The sequence below is a fragment of the Achromobacter dolens genome (assembly GCF_902859745.1).
Lineage (GTDB): Bacteria > Pseudomonadota > Gammaproteobacteria > Burkholderiales > Burkholderiaceae_B > Achromobacter > Achromobacter dolens.
The window spans coordinates 1-13884 of the sequence record NZ_CADIJW010000034.1 but is presented as its reverse complement, the minus strand read 5'-3'; the positions used below and the strand labels follow the sequence as shown (position 1 = coordinate 13884).

Genomic DNA, 13884 nt, shown 5'->3' with positions numbered 1-13884 from the left:
CGATGGCACAAGTCCTGGACGCGGATCGCCTGGCCGATCACCTGCAGCGGGCCGGCAGCCGCCTGGCCCCGCTGTATACGGTGTCCGGTGACGAGCCCCTCCTGGTGACCGAGGCCGTGGATGCGCTGCGCGCCGCCGGGCGCGGCGCCGGTTATACCGAACGCCTGTCGATGGTGATGGACGCGCGCAGCGACTGGAGCGCGGTCATCGCCGCGACCCAGAGCGTGTCGCTGTTCGGCGACCGCCGCATCCTCGAACTCAAGATTCCCACCGGCAAGCCCGGCAAGTCCGGCGCCGATACCTTGGCGCGCCTGGCCGAACAAGCCGAAAAGCAGGCAGACAACCCGGATACCCTCATCCTGGTGGCGCTGCCGCGCCTGGACAAGGCCACCCGCGAAAGCCGCTGGATGCAGGCCCTGGGCCGTGCCGGCACGACGGTCGACATCCCCAGCATCGAACGCGGCCGTCTCCCCGCCTGGGTCGGCCAGCGCCTGGCGCGCCAGAACCAGCGCACCGACAACGCCACCCTGCAATGGATGGCCGACAAGGTCGAAGGCAACCTGCTGGCCGCGCACCAGGAAATCCAGAAACTGGGCCTGCTCTATCCCGAGGGCCAGTTGGCGCCGGAAGACGTCGAGCGCGCCGTGCTCAACGTCGCCCGCTACGATGTATTCGGCCTGCGCGACGCGATGCTGGCCGGCGACATCGCCCGCACCATCCGCATGATCGACGGCCTGCGCGCCGAGGGCGAAGCCCTGCCGCTGGTGCTATGGGCGGTGGGCGAGGAAATCCGCCTGCTGGCGCGCGTGGCCGAAGCCCGCAGCCTGGGCCAGGACGCCAACGGCCTGATGCGCCGCCTGCGCATTTTCGGCGCGCACGAACGCCTCGCGCTGCAGGCGCTGGGCCGGGTCCGCCCCGACGTCTGGCCCGCCGCGGTGCAACACGCGCACGAGGTGGACCGCCTCATCAAGGGGCTGTCCGTCCCGGGTCGGCTGTCCGACCCCTGGGAAGAAATGACCCGCCTGGCCCTGCGCGTCGCCGCTGCCGGCAACCGACCGTGAAGGCGGCCCCGGCCGCCTCCTGATCCTCCCGGCCCTGGCCGGATAAACTATCCCAATCGCACGCGGCGCCCTGGCCGCCCCCTCACCATGATCGACGCCGCCATGTCCTCGTCCTCCATCGAACAAGCCATGCTGACCCTTGGCGACAATGCGCGCCGGGCTTCGCGCGCCATGATGCGCGCCAACAGCGCCGCCAAGAACCAGGCCCTGCTGGCCATGGCCGATGCGCTCGCCGCCAACCAGGCCGAACTGCTCGCCGCCAATGCCAAGGATGTTGCCGCCGCGCGCGCCAACGGCCTGGAGCCGGCCCTGCTCGACCGCCTGACCCTCTCGGAAAAGACGCTGGCGCACATGGCCGAGGGCCTGCGCCAGATCGCCGCCCTGCCCGACCCGATCGGCAGCGTCACCGCCACCAGCGTGCGCCCCAACGGCATGCGCGTGGCGCAGATGCGCGTGCCGCTCGGCGTCATCGGCATCATTTACGAATCGCGCCCCAACGTCACCATCGACGCCGCGGCGCTTTGCCTGAAGTCCGGCAACGCCGCCATCCTGCGCGGCGGCAGCGAGGCCCTGCATTCCAACGTGGCGCTGGGCCGCATCGTCCAGCAGGGACTGGCGGCCGCCGGCCTGCCGCAAGACGCCGTGCGGGTCGTCGCCACGGCCGATCGCGCCGCGGTCGGCAAGCTCATCACCATGACCGAGCACATCGACGTCATCGTGCCGCGCGGCGGCAAGGGACTGATCGCGCGCCTGGCGCAGGAAGCCCGCGTGCCGCTCATCAAGCATCTGGACGGCAACTGCCACATCTACATCGACGCCGCCGCCGATCCCGAGAAGGCCCACGCCATCGCCTTCAACGCCAAGACCTACCGCTACGGCATCTGCGGCGCCATGGAAACGCTGCTGGTCGACGCCGTCGCGGCCGTCTCGATCCTGCCGCGCCTGGCGGCCGCGCTGACCGAACACGGCGTCGAACTGCGCGGCTGCCCGCGCACGCTGGCGCTGCTGCCGCACGCCAAGCCGGCCACCGAGGAAGACTGGGGCACCGAATACCTCGGGCCGATCCTGGCGATCCGGATCGTCGACTCGCTCGACGACGCCATCGAGCATATTGCCCGCTGGGGCTCCGGCCACACCGACGCGATCGTCACCGAAGACCTGTCATCGGCCCAGCGCTTCCAGCGCGAAGTCGACTCCAGCTCGGTCTACGTCAACCTGCCGACCTGCTTCGCGGACGGCTTCGAATACGGCCTGGGCGCTGAAATCGGCATCTCCACCAACCGCCTGCACGCCCGCGGCCCGGTCGGCCTGGAAGGCCTGACCACGCTCAAATGGGTGCTGACCGGCGAAGGCCAGACCCGCGGCTGACCGCCTTTTCCTACAACCTTCTATTCGCGACCACACCGCGCCTTACCGGGATTTCCATGCATTCACCCGCCATGGCCATGGCCTTCAGCCTTTTCGTGCTGTGCTTCATCACCTGTTCGCTGAGCGGCCTGGTGCTGTTCTTCTTCAAGAGCAGGCAGATCAACGCCGCGCTCAAGCACCCCTATCTGCAGCATCGCCCCTTCGAGCGCTATCCGCTGGCGATCAAGGCCGCCATCATGCTGGATTATTTCTTCCGCCTGATGTTCCCCGGCACCCGTTTCTGGCTCATCGGCAACGCCAATGACCTGCTGGGCCACGTCGATCCCAAGAAGACGCCGCTGGCCCTCAAATGGCCGATCGTCGGTTTCTGGGGCTCGTGCTGGCTCGGCCTTATCGCCATGATCGTGCTGTGGACCCTGCTGTTCCTGGGAGCCTGACGCGCATGCAGATTCGGATCGAAGACTATCCCGGCTGCGTCGACGCGGCCCGCGCGCTGATCGCGGCCCGTGATTCCGGCGTGGCCGGACCGCGGCTGCCCGCGGCCAGCCGCCCGCAGACGCTGGGACAGGCGTTCGCCGTCCAGCAATGCACCGCTCGACTGCTGCGCGAGACGCGCCGCGACGGTATCGGCGCCTGGAAGAGCGCGCTGCCGTCGCCCGAAAAGACCGTGGTCGCGCCCATCTATGCCTCGACCGTGGCGCCGGCCGGCACGCTGCCGACGGCCGCGCCCGTGGTCCGCATCGAACCCGAGATCGCCTTCGAGCTGGCGCATGACCTGCCCGCGCGCGACGAGCCCTACACCCACGCCGAGATCGACGCCGCCATCGGCGGCGCGCGGCTGGCGCTGGAAGTGCTGGGTTGCCGCTACGCCGCGCCCGAGCACGCCAGCCTGCCCGAGCTGCTGGCCGACCACATGTTCAATGCCGGCCTGGTGCTCGGACCGCGCATCGCTTCGCCGGACGCCGCCCCCGCCAGCATGGCTATCACGCTGTCGGTCGACGCCGCCGAGGTCGAACAACATGCCGGCATCCATCCCAACGGCCACGCCAAGGCCGGTCTTTACTGGCTCGCCAATTTCCTGCGCGAGCAGGGCATGGGCCTGACCGCGGGCCAGCATGTCATCACCGGCTCGTACGCCGGATTCCTGGACGTACCGGCCGATCGCGACCTCGAACTCGCCTATGGCGATCTCGGCGTCCTCAAAGTGCGCTTCAGCCACAGCGCAAAGGCGCCTTGAAACGTCGCAGCCGCGCCGGTTAAGCTGGGGGCCGTTCACTGCCGCGGCCCTTTCCATGCTCACCCTGCGCCCCTTCTCGACCCCGGACTATCCGCTGCTCGCCAGCTGGTTCAACAGCCTGCCCGAGGTCGTGCAATGGGGCGGTTCGCATGTGTCGTATCCGCTGACCGCGGCCGACATGGACGCCATGCTGCGCGAGGGCCTGTCGCAACCGCCCTCGCGGCGCTGCTGGATGGCCTGCCGCGACGGCGCGCCAGTGGGCCACGCCCAACTGGCCTACGAATGGCGCGACGGCAACGCCCGCCTGGGCCGTGTCGCCATCGCACCCGACGCGCGCGGTCAGGGCCTGGCGCGGCCGATGGTGGCGCTGATGATCGACGAGGCCTTCCGCACGCCCGGCATCGAGCGCCTGGAGCTGAACGTCTACATGTTCAATACGCCCGCGATCCGCACCTACGAGGCGCTGGGCTTCACGCTCGAAGGCGTGCGCCGGTCGTCCACCCGTGCCGGCGAGGCGCGCTGGGATACCGGCATGATGGGACTGCTGCGGGCCGAATGGCGGCCGAACGCGGGGTGACTCGCCGCTGCCCGGCCCGGACCGTGATTCCGTTCACGATCCGGCCCTTCAGCCAGCCGGGCATCGGACCGCGCCGCGCCTAGCGCGCGACCGGCTCCGCGATCTCGACCGCGGGCCCTGCCGCTTCGATCACCTCGCCGGCCGCCAGGCAGAGGTCTTCACGATAACGTCCGGCCACGACCTGCACGCCGACGGGGCTGCCGCCCGCGCTGCCCATTGCCACCGTCAGCCCCGGCAGGCCCATGAAGGGCAGCCCGATCTGGGTCATCTGCGCGCGCCACACGCGGCGGTAGGCGGCCTCGCCCTGCAAGTCCAGGTTGTCCTCGAACGGCAGTTCCGCCGACACCGGCAGCAGCAGCACCGGATAGTCGGCCAGGAACAGCTCCCACAGGCGCGTCAGCGTGGCGCGGCGCGTCAGCACCGCCGAGAATTTCGCCAGGTCCATGCCGGCGACGTGCTCGCGCTGGCCTTCCAGCGCCGCCAGCGCGCCGCGGTCGCCCTCTTTACGCGCGGCCTCGACCATGCCCTCGTAGCCGTCGGCCATCCACATGCGGATCTGCAGGTCGGCGGCTTCGCGCAATGGTGGCAGGGTGTCGACCGTATCCACCGACCAGCCGGCCTCGCTCAGGCGTCGGGCGGCATCCTGCAGGGCCTTGACCACCGCGGGCTCGGTCTGCATGCCATCCGGGTTCAGGCACAGCGCCGCGCGGCGCGGCGCGGCCGGACCTTCCAATGGCGCCGGCACCCACCAAGGATCACGCGGATCGGGCGCGGCCATCGCCGCCAGGCCCAGCCGCAAGTCGGCGATGCTGCGGCCCAGCGGCCCCGACACCGCCGTGATCTGCCCGCCGATGGTGCGCTCGGGCAGGGACGCGTTGTAGGCCGGCACACGGCCCAGCGACGGCCGCAGACCGTGCACGCCGCAAGCATAGGCGGGATAGCGGATGGAACCGGCGATGTCGGTGCCGTGCGCCAGATGGCCAATGCCGGCCGCCACGGCCGACGCCGCGCCGCCGGAGGATCCACCGGGCGTCAACGCCGGATTGCGCGGGTTCAACGTATCGCCGTGCAGCAGATTGCCGGTGAACCAACGCAACGAAAACGCAGGCGTGTTGGTGCGCCCGACGATCACCGCGCCGGCCTTGCGCAGATTGGCCACCACCGGATTGTCGACGGCGGCTATCACGTCCTTCTGCAGCGTCACGCCGTTGGTGGTGGCAAAGCCCGCCTGGTCCACATTGACCTTGACCGTCACCGGCACGCCCGCCAGCGCGCCGGGATCCTCGCCGCGCGCCAGCGCCGCGTCGACGCGGGCGGCCTGCGCCAGCGCGTCTTCGGCGCGATGGTCGACCACGGCGTTGATGCGGGGATTCACCGCATCCAGGCGCGCCAGCGCGCTTTGCGCGGCCTCGACCGCGGATACCTCGCGCCGGCGGACACGCGCGGCAAGTTCAACTGCGGACAAACGCCAAAGATCGGACACGCGGAACTCCTCGTTCAGGTCATGGAACAGAGCCGGCGCGCCAGCGCCGCCGGACGGTCAACCTTAGCGCCGCCGGCCCGCCGCTACAAGCTGCGGTTTGCGCCAGGGCCCGCGTCTCAGTCCTCTTCAAACACCTCGACGATGGCGTCCGCCACCGCCCGCACCCGCGCCGTGCGGTTCAGGTCGCCGTGCATCACCAGCCACAGGTCATAGGGTTCGCTGCGATGCGGCCATATGCGCACCAGGTCGGGATATTTCGACGCCATGTGGACCGGCAATTCGCCGATGCCCAGGCCCGCCGCCACCGCCTCGATGATCATCAGCCCCGAATTCACTTCCATCGCGATATGGCCATTGCCCGTCGGCTCGCCGCAAAAGGTATCCGACCATCCCGGCAGCACCGATTGCTGATAGGTGACCAGCGTGTGGCCGGCAAACGCCGTGCCCTGCCGTGGCTCGCCGCGCGCGGCGATATACGACTTCGATGCAAACAAGCCGACATCCCTGCGGGCCAGGTGACGGAGGATCAGATCGGGGTTGTCCGGCTTGACGTTGCGGATCGCCAGGTCGGCCTCGCGCCGCGTCAGGTTGCTGATTTGAATTGAAGTCGACAGCGCGATGCGGATATCGGGATGCTGCCGATGCAGGCGGCGCACCGCTTCCATGATGAAATAGCTGGCGACCGTCTCCGACGTCGCCACCCGCACCACGCCCGACAACCGGTGATCCAGCCCCTGCATCTGCCGCTGCAGTTGGTCGGCGGCCTGCTCCATGCGCTCGGCGGCGGCGAAGGCCTGCTCGCCGGCGGCGGTCGGCACGTAACCCGACGGGGTGCGCAGGAACAGCCGGGCATCCAGCGAGGTTTCCAACGCCGCCAGCCGGCGGCCGGCCGTGGCCTGGTCAATCTGCAACAGCGCGGCGGCGCCGCGCAGGGTGCCGTTGCGGTAGATCGCCAGGAAAATGCGCGCGTTGTCCCAATCCATGGCCGCGAATGCCCTCAGGAAACCATCAGAGCGTAGCTCGTCGATGCGATGCAATTTTGCATCACTATAGAGCAGTTTCTCCTATTTTTTGCATCACGGAAACCTCCTAAGCTGTGCGCCTCGGATAGTCCCCGGAAGTCCCCGCCATGCGCACCGCCTGCCCCACCGCTCCCCTCCCGCCCGCCCCGGCGGATCCCGTCCCGCGTCCCGCCGTCACCGGCCTGCTGCCCCTCGTCACGCTGGCCATTGGCTTCGTCATGGCGATGCTGGACGTCACCGTCGTCAACGTCGCCCTGCCCAGCATCGCGCAGCAATTCACCGTGCCGCTCACCGATCTGGTCTGGATCGTCGACGGCTACACGCTGACTTTCGCCGCGCTGCTGCTGGTGGCTGGAGCCTTGGCCGACCGCTATGGCGCCAAGACCATCTACCTGGCCGGGCTGGGCGTCTTCACGCTGGCCTCGCTGCTTTGCGGCATCGCGCCCGGCGGCGACCTGCTGATCGCCGCCCGCATGCTGCAGGGATTGGGCGCGGCGCTGTTCATGCCAAGCTCGCTCAGCCTGCTGGCCCACGCCTACGAAGACGAGCAGGTGCGCAACCGCATGCTCGCCGCATGGTCGGCCATCGTGGCGGTGGCCGGCGCCGCGGGCCCCCTGCTGGGGGGCGTGCTGATCCATCAATTCGGCTGGCGCGGCATCTTCCTGATCAACCTGCCGCTGGGCCTGGCCGGCCTGTGGCTGGCGCGGCGCCGTATCCAGGCCGCGCCGCGCCGGCCGCGCGCGCTCAACCCGTTGAGCCACGCGCTCGGCGTGGTGGCGCTGTCCGCGCTGTGTTTCGCGCTGATACAGGGCAACGCCTACGGCTGGTCGTCGGCGCCCATCCTGGGCGCGATCGCCTTGTGTGCGGCGGCCACGCTGGCGCTGGTGCGGCGCGAGCGGCGCCATGCCGAGCCGATCCTGCCGCGTCCGCTGTTCCAGACCCCGCAATTCGCGGCCGCCAACGGCGTGGGCTTCCTGATCAACCTCGCGGCCTACGGCCAGCTATTCCTGCTCAGCCTGTTCCTGCAGCATGCGCGCGGCGCAGACGCGCTGCAGACCGGCATCCAGTTGGTGCCGATGCTGGCCGTGTTTTCGATCGGCAATCTGCTGTCGAGCCGCTTGTCGGCGCGCTGGAACGTCTCGGCCGCGTTGCTGGGCGGCATCTGCCTGGCCACCGCAATGAGCGCGGTCGGCCTGTTCAGCTTCGCGCCCGACATGCGCTATTGGCCATTCGCGGTGATCGTGGCGCTGGCCAACCTCGGCGTCGGCATCGCGGTGCCCGCCATGACCAGCGTGGTGATGCAGGTCTCGGGCAAGCACCACGCCAACAGCGCCGCCGCCGCGCTGAACGCCAACCGCCAATCGGGCGCGCTGGTCGGCGTGGCGTTGATGGGCACCGTCCTGCACCTGCTGCCCGACTGGCACGCCAGCCTGCCCGCCGCCTACGCCATCATCGCGGCGGGCTACCTCGGCGCCGCGGCGCTGGTGTGGCGCTATCTGCGCCGCGCGCGCAACGCCTGAGCCCCGGGGGCCCCTCAGGCCGCTCGCAGGATCGCAACGCCACGCCCGGCGAACGCGCGATCGAACGCCGCCATCGGCACACAAGCATCGGCCTGCGCGCCAGGCTCGCCGGAAGGATTGTGGAAGGTCACATGCTCCGGCGTGGCCCGCGTCACCAGCACCAGGTGCCCGCCCTTGGCCGGCGGCTCCCGGTCCGGCCAGCGGATCCACGGATGCACCGACGCCATGAAATAAGCCGCGTCGCCCAGCAGCGTCGGCAATTCGTCCGCGCGCAGGTCCACCCGCACTTGCGCCCGCAGCCCGAATTGCTCGCCCACGAAGCGCACGAACGGCGCATAGATCATTCCCTTGATGTGCCCCTCGGAATTCTCTGTATAGGCGCCATAAGGCAGGCTGCGGCGCGCCAGTTCCAGCGTCGGATGGACCTGCCCAGTCTCGGCGGCCAGCACCATCTTCAGGCAGGCCATGCCACAGACATGGCTGGCCCAGCGCGCATATTCCTCAACGTCACGCGCGCCCGATGCGCGCCACGCCGGGTCATCCTCGAGGCGCAGTTCCTTGCGGATGATCTCGCCCGCCCGATGCGCCGATTCCCATTGGCAGAAGTACGGCACCGCTCGCCGTTCGCCGGATCGGGACGACTCCATGAAGCTCTCCAATCAGCAGTGAGGATACGCGCGGCCAGTCCGCGCCGAGCTGCGATGCGGAAAAACAGGCCGCGCAGCGGCCTCGATGACGCAAGGCCTCGCTATCTTGCCCGCCGACCCCGCGCGTGGCAACCCCGCCCGCTTTGCTTCACAATGGGCCCTCCCATCGACATCCTCCGGAGCGCCGCATGACCGACTCGTCCCCCCATCCAGCCATCCGCCGCGTTGCGATTGTCGGCGCTGGCACCATCGGCGCTAGCTGGGCCGCGTTGTTCCTCGCGCATGGGCTCGACGTCGTGGTCTGCGATCCCGCCGCCGACGCCGAATCGCTGACGCGCGCGCGCGTCGCCGCTGCCTGGCCGGTGCTCGCGGAACTCGGACGCGTCGCCGCCGGCTCCACGCCCGATGCCCTGCGCTTCGAGCCCGATCTGGCCGCCGCGCTGCAAGGCGTGGATTTCGTCCAGGAAAACGCGCCCGAACGCGAGGACTTCAAGACCGACCTGTTCGCGCGCATGGATGCGCTGCTCGCGCCCCACGCCATCGTCGCCTCCAGCTCGTCCGGACTCATCATGACCCGGCTGCAATCGCGTTGCCAGCATGCATCGCGCTTCGTCATCGGCCACCCGTTCAATCCGCCGCACCTGATCCCGCTGGTGGAAGTGGTCGGCGGCAAGCAGACCTCGGCGGCCACCATCGAACGCTGCATCGCCTTCTACCGCCAGTTGGGCAAATACCCGATCCGCCTGAACAAAGAGGTCCCCGGCCACATCGCCAACCGCCTGCAGGCCGCTCTCTGGCGCGAAGCGATCCACCTGGCCGCCGACAACGTCGCCAGCGTGGCCGACATCGACGCCGCCGTATCGCAAGGCCCCGGCCTGCGCTGGGCCCTGTTCGGGCCCCACATGACCTTCAACCTGGGCGGTGGCGCCGGCGGCCTGGCCCATTTCATGGACCACCTGCTGGGCCCGGTGCAGACCTGGTGGGACGACCTCGGCTCGCCCGAGGTCACGCCCGAACTGCAACGCCGCCTGATCGACGGCGTCAACGCCGAGGCGGGCGCGCGCGGCATCGCCGACCTGGTCGAGACACGCGACGCGCAACTGACGGCGCTGCTGAAGATCCTGCAGCGCTGACCAGAAGCGCCTGCCGCCACTGGTATCCTATGTCGATAGCCTGCCGCGCAGGCTCTCCCCACTCATTCACGCAGGAATGCCCCCATGGTTTCCGTCATCCACGATACCGAGCACTCGCGCTACACCGCCACCGTCGACGGCGTGCTGTGCGTGCTCGACTACCATCTGCGCGACGGCGTGATGACCATTACGCACACCGGCGTGCCGGGTCAGGTCGGCGGCCGCGGCATCGCCGCCGAACTGACCCGCGTCGCGCTGGAGACGGCCCGCGCGCAGGGCTGGAAGGTGCGCCCGCAGTGCTCCTACGCCGATGTCTACATGCGCCGCCATCCCGAATACAACGACCTGCTCGCCTGATTGCCATCGTGACCACGCCAGACCCGATTGCCTGTCCCTGCGGCACGGCCAAGCCCTACGCCACCTGTTGCGGCCGCTGGCACCAGGGCTCGCAGGCCTTGCAGGCCCCTACCGCGCAAGACCTGATGCGCTCGCGCTACAGCGCCTTCGTGCTGGACAGGCTCGCCTACCTGCTCGACACCTGGCATCCCAGCACCCGGCCGGCTTCGCTCGACCCCAATCCGCCCGGGCTGAAATGGCTGGGGCTGACGGTCAAGCAGGCGCGCTTACAGGATGCCGATCACGCCACGGTCGAATTCGTCGCGCGCAGCCGCCTGGCCGGACGCGCCAGCCGCATGCACGAGGTCAGCCGTTTCGTGCGCGAAGGCGGACGCTGGTACTACCTGGACGGCGACCTAAGCTGACGCCAGCCGGCGGCGCGGCGTATCGCCGTCCTCGCCAACGGCCCGCTTGAGCACCGCGACCAGGCTTGCCACGGCCTCGCGGGCCGCGCCTCGCGCATCCCCCACGATCGCCAGCTCCGTGGTCGGCGCCGGCGCCAGGCCTTGCGCCTGTCCCAGCAGGCCATGCCCCGGCAGACAGGCAAACGCCGGCAGCAGCGAGATGCCCAGCCCCGCCGACACGGCCGCCTGCACGCCTGCCAGACTCTGGCTGTGATACGCCGCGCGCCAGGGCCGCCCGGCGCTTTCCAGCGCGTAGATCATCCGCTTGCGATAGATGCAGCCTTGCGGAAACAGCACCAGCGGAACCGGCTCCGAGCCCTTCAGTAGCGCCCGGTCTCCCACCCACGCCAGGCGTTCGGGCCATGACGCCAGGCACGGCCCGTCGCCCGGTTCGCGCTTGATCAGCGCCAAGTCCAATTCGCCCGCGGCCAGCCCCGCTTTGAGATCCGTGCTCATGCCGCTGCCGGTCTCCAGGCGGATATCCGGATGGCTGGCGGCGAAGCCGGCCAACAGCGTCGTCAGGCGCGCCACGTCAAAATCCTCCGGAATGCCCAGCCGGATCACCTGCACCCGACGCGGCGCCGACAATACCAACTCGGCTTCGTCCGCCATTGCCAGCAGCTTGCGCGCATAGGCCAGCATCAGCTCCCCCTCTTCGGTGGCCTGCACCTGGTTGCCGGCCCGGTCGCGCAGCAAGAGCGTCTTGCCGACCGTCTGCTCCAGCTTGCGCACCTGTTGGCTCACCGTTGACTGGGTCCGATGCACCCGTCCGGCAGCGCGCGTGAAGCTGCCCTCGTCAACCACGCAGACGAGAGTCTTCAACAGTTCGAGATCAAGCATGGCGTGTCCTGGGTTGTGTGACTGCGTGGTATGAACGTGGATATTTATTATTCCACTGAGTGGAGTTTAATTATTAATTTTACGACTCAGGTGGCTCAGTCCTAAGCTGGCTTCATCTCCCACGACTTCCGACAAGGAATCCCATGCCCCTGGACCACCTCCCACGCCCGCAATGGCTCACTTTCGACTGCTACGGCACGCTGATCCAATGGGACGAAGGCCTGCAAGCCGCGGTCGCCCGTATCCTGGCAGGGGACGAAGCGCGTCAGCATAAGCCGACACCCGCACAATTCCTGCGCGTCTACGACGAGCATGAACACCGGCTGGAACGCACGCCGCCCCATATGCGCTTTGTCGACGTCACCCGCGAGTCGTTGCGGCTTACCATGCGCGACCTCGACTTGGACTACCGGCCGCAGGACGCCGAGCTGCTGACCGGCAGTATTTCGGCGATGCCGCCATTTCCGGAAGTGGTCGATACCCTGGCCGCCCTCAAGCGCGCCGGATTCCGCCTTTGCATCATCTCCAACACCGACGACGCCATCATCGCGGGCAACGTGGCGCAGTTGGGTGGCCACATCGACCGCGTCATCACGGCCGAGCAGGCCGGCGCCTACAAGCCGTCACGGCGCATCTTCGCCCACGCCCACGACAGCTTGGGCGTCACGCCCGACGAGGTCGTGCACATCTGCGCCAGTCCGCATCTGGACCACGCCGCCGCCCGCGACATCGGTTTCCGTTGCGTCTGGATCGACCGCGGCACCGGGCGCCAGCCCTTGCCGGACTATCGCCCCGACGCTACTGTATCGAGTTTGGACAAAGTCCCCGGCCTGTTCCAACAGGCTGGCTGGATCTGAACGCTGACCTCTGACCTCGGGTTGCCCATGAACAAAGATCCCCACTTCGCGGATGCGCTCTTCCACGCCGATCGTGTTGCCGCCCTGCGCGCCGACCTGGCCCTGGCCCTGCGCGCGGCCGCCGCGCACGGCCTCGGCGAAGGCGTCTGCAACCACTTCAGCGTGGCGCTGCCCGGCGACAGCGATCATTTCCTGCTGAATCCCCGCGGCCTGATGTGGAACGAGGTCCAGGCAGACGACATCGTGCTGGTCGACGCCCAGGGCCAGAAGCTCGCCGGACGCCATGAAGTCGAGCCGACGGCCATGTTCATTCACGCCGCGATCCACCGCGTCGCCGGCAAGGCCTGTGTGCTGCACACCCACATGCCATACGCCACGGCCCTGACGCTGACGGTCGATCGGACGCTGGATACCACGCTGTCACAGAATGCCATGCGCTTTCACGGCCGCATCGCCGTCGATGCGGAATACAACGGGCTGGCCCTGGATGCCAGCGAAGGCGAACGCATCGCTCACGCCATGCAAGGCGCCGACATCGCATTTCTCGGCAATCACGGCGTGGTGGTCTGCGGCGAGCGCCTCGACTACGCCTACGATGACCTGTTCTTCCTCGAGCGCGCCTGTACCGCCCAGGTGCTGGCGCAATCCACTGGCCGACCAATGGCACCGGTGGATCCGAAAATCGCCGCCAAGGTCGCTGAGCAGATCCAGAGCGAACGCCTGCAGTCGGAATTGTTCTTCGCCGCACTGCGGCGCCAACTGCCCGATACCGCACAACGCCAGGCCAGTTGATGTCTGCATGCGCCGCCAGCGGCCTGACGCAGATGCTCCACCCGCGATGACGTCGCTGCCAAGATCTGCATCCACGCGTTGCACCAAGGCGCTGTAACCCCGGATAAAACAAAAAACCCCGCAGGCGCTAGCCTGCGGGGTTTTCTTTTCGAATAACTGCCTGATACTGACCTACTTTCACAGACGTCCGTCCACTATCATCGGCGCGAAGGCGTTTCACTGTCCTGTTCGGGATGGGAAGGAGTGGTACCACCTTGCTATGGGTATCAGGCTTGACCTGCCGAGCATTCCGCTACGAGGGCGAACGCTCCAATCCTGTGCACTGCAGGGACCGCATGGCTGGCCACGATCAGAGCCAGGCTCAATGATCGTGCCACGCGCAAAAGCGGGCCTTTCATACAAAGACAAAACCCCACAGGCGTAGCCTGCGGGGTTTTGAGCAATAAAAGCCTGACGATGACCTACTTTCACAGACGTCCGTCCACTATCATCGGCGCAAAGGCGTTTCACTGTCCTGTTCGGGATGGGAAGGAGTGGTACCACCTTG

General features: G+C 68.4%; 15 protein-coding genes and 2 rRNA genes. 11 read left to right on the top strand and 6 right to left on the bottom strand.

Annotated features, from left to right (window positions below; genetic code table 11):
- Positions 1 to 2: 2 nt before the first annotated feature.
- The 5 genes from holA (at position 3) to HV783_RS20470 (ending at position 4243) form a co-directional block, all read left to right on the top strand.
- On the top strand, positions 3 to 1061 hold the full coding sequence (gene holA / locus HV783_RS20490) for a DNA polymerase III subunit delta (protein ID WP_054503266.1): 1059 nt from the start codon (positions 3 to 5) through the stop codon (positions 1059 to 1061).
- A gap of 87 nt (positions 1062 to 1148) precedes the next feature.
- Positions 1149 to 2429: a glutamate-5-semialdehyde dehydrogenase gene (locus HV783_RS20485; protein ID WP_175189783.1), complete on the top strand. Its 1281-nt coding sequence runs from the start codon at positions 1149 to 1151 to the stop codon at positions 2427 to 2429.
- Positions 2430 to 2485: 56 nt separating this feature from the next.
- Entirely contained in the window at positions 2486 to 2866 is a 381-nt protein-coding gene (locus tag HV783_RS20480) for a hypothetical protein (RefSeq protein ID WP_175143968.1), read from the top strand.
- A gap of 5 nt (positions 2867 to 2871) precedes the next feature.
- The gene (locus HV783_RS20475) at positions 2872 to 3666 is read left to right on the top strand and encodes a 2-keto-4-pentenoate hydratase (protein WP_175189782.1); all 795 of its coding nucleotides are present in this window, start codon (positions 2872 to 2874) and stop codon (positions 3664 to 3666) included.
- Positions 3667 to 3721: 55 nt separating this feature from the next.
- Positions 3722 to 4243, top strand: a complete 522-nt coding sequence (locus tag HV783_RS20470; RefSeq protein ID WP_054503270.1) for a GNAT family N-acetyltransferase — start codon at positions 3722 to 3724, stop codon at positions 4241 to 4243.
- A 79-nt stretch (positions 4244 to 4322) separates the two neighbouring features.
- Here HV783_RS20470 and HV783_RS20465 read toward each other — a convergent pair whose 3' ends face one another.
- Both HV783_RS20465 and HV783_RS20460 read right to left on the bottom strand, forming a co-directional pair.
- Entirely contained in the window at positions 4323 to 5726 is a 1404-nt protein-coding gene (locus HV783_RS20465) for an amidase family protein (protein ID WP_054503271.1), read from the bottom strand.
- A 116-nt stretch (positions 5727 to 5842) separates the two neighbouring features.
- A complete protein-coding gene (locus HV783_RS20460; protein ID WP_064523410.1) occupies positions 5843 to 6709 on the bottom strand; it encodes a LysR family transcriptional regulator in 867 nt (288 codons plus the stop codon).
- A 146-nt stretch (positions 6710 to 6855) separates the two neighbouring features.
- Here HV783_RS20460 and HV783_RS20455 point away from each other — a divergent pair, with 146 nt between their 5' ends.
- Positions 6856 to 8268 carry an MFS transporter gene (locus tag HV783_RS20455; protein WP_144654571.1) on the top strand — a complete coding sequence of 471 codons (1413 nt, stop codon included), beginning with the start codon at positions 6856 to 6858 and terminating at the stop codon, positions 8266 to 8268.
- Between the two features lie 14 nt (positions 8269 to 8282).
- On the opposite strand, the gene HV783_RS20450 is transcribed toward HV783_RS20455, so the two are convergent.
- The gene (locus HV783_RS20450) at positions 8283 to 8915 is read right to left on the bottom strand and encodes a hypothetical protein (RefSeq protein WP_175189781.1); all 633 of its coding nucleotides are present in this window, start codon (positions 8913 to 8915) and stop codon (positions 8283 to 8285) included.
- 188 nt (positions 8916 to 9103) lie between these two features.
- Between HV783_RS20450 and HV783_RS20445 the strand changes: the two genes are divergently transcribed.
- The 3 genes from HV783_RS20445 to HV783_RS20435 all read left to right on the top strand — a co-directional run bounded on the left by HV783_RS20445 (position 9104) and on the right by HV783_RS20435 (position 10809).
- Positions 9104 to 10048 carry a 3-hydroxyacyl-CoA dehydrogenase NAD-binding domain-containing protein gene (locus HV783_RS20445; RefSeq protein ID WP_175189780.1) on the top strand — a complete coding sequence of 315 codons (945 nt, stop codon included), beginning with the start codon at positions 9104 to 9106 and terminating at the stop codon, positions 10046 to 10048.
- Positions 10049 to 10132: 84 nt separating this feature from the next.
- Positions 10133 to 10405 (top strand): GNAT family N-acetyltransferase, encoded by a 273-nt coding sequence (locus tag HV783_RS20440; RefSeq protein ID WP_054503275.1) that lies wholly within the window; start codon positions 10133 to 10135, stop codon positions 10403 to 10405.
- 8 nt (positions 10406 to 10413) lie between these two features.
- The gene (locus HV783_RS20435) at positions 10414 to 10809 is read left to right on the top strand and encodes a YchJ family protein (protein WP_054503276.1); all 396 of its coding nucleotides are present in this window, start codon (positions 10414 to 10416) and stop codon (positions 10807 to 10809) included.
- On the opposite strand, the gene HV783_RS20430 is transcribed toward HV783_RS20435, so the two are convergent.
- Positions 10801 to 11688, bottom strand: coding sequence for a LysR substrate-binding domain-containing protein (locus tag HV783_RS20430; RefSeq protein WP_175166543.1), 888 nt, complete (start codon positions 11686 to 11688; stop codon positions 10801 to 10803). The two genes, HV783_RS20435 and HV783_RS20430, sit on opposite strands and share 9 nt — an antisense overlap.
- A gap of 143 nt (positions 11689 to 11831) precedes the next feature.
- On the opposite strand from HV783_RS20430, the gene HV783_RS20425 reads away from it, so the two are divergent.
- Entirely contained in the window at positions 11832 to 12545 is a 714-nt protein-coding gene (locus tag HV783_RS20425) for a haloacid dehalogenase type II (protein ID WP_054503278.1), read from the top strand.
- Positions 12546 to 12572: 27 nt separating this feature from the next.
- A complete protein-coding gene (locus HV783_RS20420; protein ID WP_175143963.1) occupies positions 12573 to 13337 on the top strand; it encodes an aldolase in 765 nt (254 codons plus the stop codon).
- A 158-nt stretch (positions 13338 to 13495) separates the two neighbouring features.
- On the opposite strand, the gene rrf (HV783_RS20415) is transcribed toward HV783_RS20420, so the two are convergent.
- Positions 13496 to 13608, bottom strand: a 5S ribosomal RNA gene (gene rrf, locus HV783_RS20415).
- Positions 13609 to 13785: 177 nt separating this feature from the next.
- Positions 13786 to 13884, bottom strand: a 5S ribosomal RNA gene (gene rrf / locus HV783_RS20410); the annotation flags it as partial.